General features: G+C 58.6%; 3 protein-coding genes and 2 pseudogenes. 4 read left to right on the top strand and 1 reads right to left on the bottom strand.

What is annotated here, in order from left to right; genetic code table 11:
• Positions 1 to 11 precede the first annotated feature (11 nt).
• Positions 12 to 248 (bottom strand): annotated as a pseudogene (locus tag EOA33_RS39775) (hypothetical protein); the annotation flags it as partial.
• A 547-nt stretch (positions 249 to 795) separates the two neighbouring features.
• Here EOA33_RS39775 and EOA33_RS21160 point away from each other — a divergent pair.
• From EOA33_RS21160 to EOA33_RS21145, 4 genes and pseudogenes are all read left to right on the top strand, one after another.
• Positions 796 to 2437: pseudogene (locus EOA33_RS21160) on the top strand (MFS transporter).
• A 780-nt stretch (positions 2438 to 3217) separates the two neighbouring features.
• Positions 3218 to 3430, top strand: coding sequence for a hypothetical protein (locus tag EOA33_RS21155; protein WP_127406482.1), 213 nt, complete (start codon positions 3218 to 3220; stop codon positions 3428 to 3430).
• A gap of 228 nt (positions 3431 to 3658) precedes the next feature.
• Positions 3659 to 5248 (top strand): ABC transporter substrate-binding protein, encoded by a 1590-nt coding sequence (locus tag EOA33_RS21150; RefSeq protein WP_127406481.1) that lies wholly within the window; start codon positions 3659 to 3661, stop codon positions 5246 to 5248.
• Between the two features lie 3 nt (positions 5249 to 5251).
• Positions 5252 to 5983 (top strand): ABC transporter permease (locus tag EOA33_RS21145; protein WP_145989224.1); only part of this gene is annotated, 732 nt, incomplete at its 3' end.

The raw sequence follows: 5983 nt of genomic DNA, 5'->3' as shown, positions 1-5983 counted from the left end.
GATATGGGAAGTCAAGCCCTTGCCAGCGGCAATTTTGCTCTGGCAACTGCCCTTCGTACACGGCGTGGCGGAAGCCAAAAAGCTTTGCCGGCACCCGCCGGTCGCGGCGGTGGTATCGCCGGTCTCTTCCACTAAGTCGTGCTGCTCGATGAAGCGACGGAAGCTCGACTCTTTGATGAGCCGGCCTGCCAGCTCCTCCACTTTTTTCGTAGCTGCAGGAGCGAGAAAACTGGCGGCATCAGCTCGAAGGCGCTTTCCTCGTGCAACGTGCGGCTCTCGCCGTCAGAGCGGCAGGTCGCCAAAACCTACAGTGATCCTTTTCGATGCCGCACGCATCGCGGGCGGGACGCTGGTCGAGCCGACACACGTAGTCGCGATTGCCGCGGCAGGCTACGCCCGGATCGACGAGTTACGGGCCACGGAGGACCTCGCGCCGATTCACACACTTGACAGGCCCGCGCGCCTGCTCGTTGCCGCCTGGCTAGGCGAGACACGGCTGATCGACAATATCGCAATGTTGGCACGCCCGGGAGCCATCACGCGTCTACAAAGAAGGGCTTCGTTAAGCCGAGTTGACAGCGCTGCCTCAAGGGTATAAACAGAACCGTGTTCTAATAATAGGCAAGGTTCCCGGTTGGCATGGATACAGAGCCCAGTGCGGCGGCATGGAAATCGGACCGAGGCTCGTTGATCCGGAAGTGTCCGGAACGCCCCCATGTTCTCGCGGGGCGAGTCAAAAGCTCCATACGCTATTTTTTGGCGGAGTGACGATCTCCATCAGGGTTGCAACACGTGATGCAGTACGACGATGCGCATTCGACGTTTTCGGTGGCATTAGCTCCCCTTCGAAACCCGCCGTTTCGTTCGATCTGGGCCGCCACGCAAGTGTCAAGCCTCGGGTGGGTGGTGCAAACTACGGCAATCAGTTGGCTCATGGCTACGATCTCGGCCTCCGATCTCATGGTCGCACTCGTGCGGGCCTCATCCACATTGACCGCCTTCTTCCTATCGATCGTCGCCGGCGCTATCGCCGATAGTCTCAGCCGGCGCGGGGTGATGCTGGCTGGTCATTGCCTGCTTGCATTGGCTTCCGCAACGCTAGCGATTTCCGTCGGATTGGGTTTTGTGAGCCCATGGCTGATCCTTGGGCTGGATTTTTTGGCAGGATGCCGCTTTGCCTTGAATGACCCGGCCTGGCCCGCGTCTGTCGGTGACCTCCTGGAAAACGCGATATTCCGGCCGCAGTGACGCTGATGTCGGTCGGATTCAACATCGTGCGCAGCACAGGCCCCGCACTCGGCGGCGTCCTTGTCGCCTTCTTCGGACCCCTCGCCGCTTTCGCTTTGGCAGCCGTGAGTGATCTGGTTCCTCTTGCTGCTATCACCCGCTCCAAATGGTGCGTTCGCTCGTCTTCACTGCCGCGCGAGCGAATAATTACCGCCATTCATGATGGCGTGCGCTTCACCGCGATGTCCTCAGAGATCAAAGCGGCAATCGCGCGCGGAACCCTGTTCGGGCTAGCGAGCATTGCCATCCTCGCCCTGCTGCCACTTGTCGTCCGCGATCACTTGGAAAAAGGGCCCACTGCCTACGGCACCCTCCTAGCTGCTTTTCGTATGGGTGCGTTCACAGCCGGCCTTAGCAGCAACCATCTCCGGCGGATCATGTCCCAGGACCGGCTTATCGCGTTGGCCTCCGTCGCGTGTGCCGCATGTTGCCTTACGCTTGCCCTTGCATCCTCGCTATCCGTTGCGGCTATCGCACTGGCACCCGGTGGCGCAGGCTGGCTTCTCACCTGGACCGGCACGGATGTATGCATACAATTGGAGAGCCCGAGGTGGGTCGTCGGCCGGACGCTTTCAATCTACTATGCCTTGGCCCACGGCGGCATGGCCGCAGGCAGCTGGATCTGGGGCAGTGTTGCCGAGAACTACGCCCTGACGCTGGCTTTGGAAGGCGCTGCAACGGCTCTACTGGTTGTTGCCGCCGCAGCATTCATCTTGCCGATACGGCCGTGGGAAGACTCCGATCAAGAAACTTCGGATTTCATGGCACCATCGCTCGCGCTTCAGTTGAAGCCCAGAAGCGGCCCCATAGTCATCAAAGTCGACTACGCAATTGCCGAGAAAGATGTCGACGCGTTTCTTGACTGCATGCGGGAGCGGCGCCGCGTTCAAAGCCGGGCAGGTGCGCGAAACTGGACGCTTCAGCGCAATTTGCAAACCCCCACCCTTTGGTCCGAGATGTTCCGAACGCCGACATGGACGGACTATCTTCGTCTGAACCATCGCCTCAGGGCGGAGGACCAGCAACTTGGTGAGCGGCTGCCCCTCTGCACGGCGGCGAGCACTCTCCCCACACCACACTTGCGATCGAGCGGCCGACAACCACGCCTCGCAGAGCCGAACGGCGAGGTGCGTTGATGTCGCGTCGCTAACTTAGAGCCTGCGAACCGTTTCAGGATGTCAAAGTGCAATCAAACCCTACATGACGACACCTTTACTGACACTAACAACCATTCGTCCACGACCAATCAGCGGCCCGTGCTCAGCGATGGCAGCCGGCATCGGTCAACAAAAGACTCACGCCGCACTGGGTCTGCTTCAGGGGCCGTGGGAATGACGATTGCACCGCAGAAAGTCATCCAGTCGGCGCTGTCCGGTCGCCTTGCGGCGAGCGCGACCTTCGCGCCGCTCGCCCCGCCGGTATCCTCCCCCCGGCGGGGCGACGTTTTCTTGTCGCTCTGCGGGGAGACGCTGTTCCAGCTACTGCTCTTTGACAGGAGGAGGTTGTGTCGTTGAACGACTGTCGCTCTTGTTTGAAATCCTGGCCGATCTTGCGTACCTCGAGCATGCGCGACGGGTCAGGCTGCTTCTCTCGCAGGTTTGCCTTGAGAAATTACTTGGTTCTCTCACAGTCGTTCACACGCTGCCGTCTCCGTGCGCTTGAGCGATGCCGTGTTCCGGCGAACACAAAGGAGATGGATTGAGACATCTCGGCATCAGTTTCAAATCCTTACGGGACACGATCATTCCAAATCCCAACGAGCCTTTGTTGGAACGTGCTTCCAGTTATGGTGCAGTTGCTCCATACTTGGGGGTCATCTAGCGGCTGCCAGGTCATACGAGGTAGGAAGGGCATTCATTTGCTTTTTGTCGGCGGCCTGTGCGCCCAAGCGCCTAACAGAATTCGGCAACTCACATCGTATGAACGCTAAATGCTGGATAGCGCGGCTGGGAAACTGCTTATTGCTGCTAAACCACAGGGGAAAAAAGTGAAAACGATTAGTTCAGTCATGTCGCAGAAGTTGGCGGAGAAGCCGGGGTATAGCCCGCAGCTCCTCAAACGGACCATGGCTCTAGTCGCCGCTGCCGCGGAAAATAGCATGTTCGGGCACCGCCGCAAAGGCGGCCGCGCCAAAGCTCAATAAGCCTTTCGTGGAACATGCTTCCATTTATGACGCAATTGCTGCATATTGCTGTTCGGGGCCATTTAACGGCTGCCATGCCAAGTAGGAAGGATATGTTCCCGCGTTTGTCCGGCCTATGCGCCCAGGCCCTTAACAGAATTCGGCAGCTCACGTCCTATGCAAGCTGAATGCTGGATGGACTGACTGGGGAATGAGTTATCAGTGCCAAGAAACCAAAGGGGAAAAAGTATGAAAAACGATGAGTTCAGTCATGTCGCAAGAATTGGCGGAGAAGCCGGGTATAGCCGTCGGGGCTTCCTCCAAGGGACCATGGCTCTAGGTCTCGCCGCTGCCGCGGCAAATAGCATGTTCGGCACCAGCGCAAAGGCGGCCGCGCCAAAGAAAGGTGGTACGCTAACAATGGGGCTCGGGGGCGGAGGCGCAACAGACTCCCTGGACCCTGCACTAGCTTCCAACGTTGTCCAACTCGTTTACCTCCACACTTTGGGCGAGACTCTGGTCCAAGTCTCGCCAAAGGGCGAAGCGGTGCCGGCCCTTGCTGAGAGCTGGGAAAGTTCGCCCGATGCCGCCACTTGGACGTTTAAAATTCGCAAGGGCGTCGAGTTTCACAATGGTAAGACAATGTCGCCGGACGACATTGTGAAGACGATTCGGCGCCATTCCGACAAGAATTCCAAGTCGGGCGCCTTCGGGATCCTTCAGCAAATCGCCGATGTGAAGGTAGATGGCAGCAATGTCGTCATTTCGCTCACATCTCCCAATGCAGATTTGCCCTATTTGATGTCCGATTGGCATTTGGTGATCCAGCCCGGCGGGGGGACAGACAAACCGGACGCGGGAGTATTCAGCGGCGCCTATAAGCTGAATAGCTTCCAGCCGGGCGAACGCATCCAGATGGAAAAGTTTAAAAATTATTGGGATCCAACCGTAGGTCACTTCGACGCGGTCAATATCCTAGTGATCAACGATTCGACTGCGAGGAATTCGGCGCTCCAGTCTGGGCAAGTGGACATGGTCAATCTGGTCGAGCCTCGCGTAGCCGGGCTTCTCAAGCGCGCACCGAAGGTCGTCGTTGAGTCATCGGTTGGTCGCGCATACAACTGCTTCAATATGTTCTGTGACACTGCTCCATTCGACAACTACGACCTCCGCATGGCGCTGAAGCTCGCCATCGACCGTGAGCAGATGCTGAATAATATTCTTGCCGGTTACGGGTCGATCGGCAACGATTCCCCAATCAACGCATCTTATCCGCTGTTTGACGGTTCCATTCCACAGCGCGCTTATGACCCGGATAAAGCCAAGTTCCACTATAAGAAGTCCGGCCATGACGGCTCGATCCTTCTGAGGACCTCCGACGTCGCCTTTGCTGGGGCCGTCGACGCCGCGCAGCTGTTCCAGCAAAGCGCCGCCAAGGCCGGCATCAAGATCGAGCTCAAGCGCGAACCGAGCGATGGCTACTGGGACCAAGTCTGGAACAAGGAACCTTTCTCGGCCTCAGAGTGGAGCGGTCGGCCCACACAGGACCAGATATTCTCATCCGCCTATGTCTCCTCGGCAAACTGGAATGATACCCGTTTCAAGAATCCAAAGTTCGACGCGTTGATCCTGAAAGCGCGAGGCGAACTCGACAAGACCAAGCGCAAGGAAATGTATGGCGAAGCGAACCTGATCCTGCGAGATCAGGGTGGACTGATCACCCCAATGTTCAAGAGCTTCATAAAGGCCTACCGCAGCGACCGTGTCGCTGGATGGCAGGAAAACCCCAATATGGACATGATGAACGGTAAGGCCGCCGTCCTGTGCTGGCAGGCCTAAAACGTGAGTCTCGTATTTAGACTGGTGGCCCAGCGCATTGCGCTGGGCATCCTCCTTCTGCTGGCCGTTTCGGTCCTGATCTTCGCCGGCAGCCAGATCCTGCCCGGCGATGTCGCGCAAGCCATTCTCGGACAGTCGGCGACGCCGGAGTCGCTGGCCAACCTGCGCGAGCAGCTCGGGCTCAACCAGCCTGCCTATATCCGTTACTTCCATTGGCTTGGCGGCGTGCTCACCGGCGATCTCGGCACCGCCATGTCTAGTGGGCAGGACATCGCGACATCGATCAAGGAACGGCTGTGGAACACGCTGCTCCTAGCCTTCTGGGCGGCGATCGTTGCCATTCCGCTGGCCATCACGCTCGGCCTGATCGCGGTGCGTTTCCGCAACGGCTGGGTCGACAAGCTGATCTCCGGGCTGGCGCTCGCCTCGACCTCGTTCCCGGAATTCTTCATCGGCTATCTGCTGGTGTTCTACTTCGCGGTTCAGCACCAGTGGTTCCCCGCCATTTCCACCGTCTACGACGGAGTGTCTCTCGGCGAACGCCTGCAGGCTATCGCGCTGCCGGCCGCGGCCCTGACACTGGTGGTTCTTGCCCACATGATGCGCATGACGCGCGCGGCGATCCTCAACGTCATGCAGTCAGCCTATGTCGAGACGGCCGAGCTCAAGGGCCTCTCGGCTTTCGCGGTCATCCGCAAGCATGCGTTCCCGAACGCCATCGCGCCGATCATCAAT

Source organism: Mesorhizobium sp. M4A.F.Ca.ET.050.02.1.1 (genome assembly GCF_003997725.1).
GTDB lineage: Bacteria > Pseudomonadota > Alphaproteobacteria > Rhizobiales > Rhizobiaceae > Mesorhizobium.
This window is presented reverse-complemented; position numbering and strand designations above follow the sequence as displayed.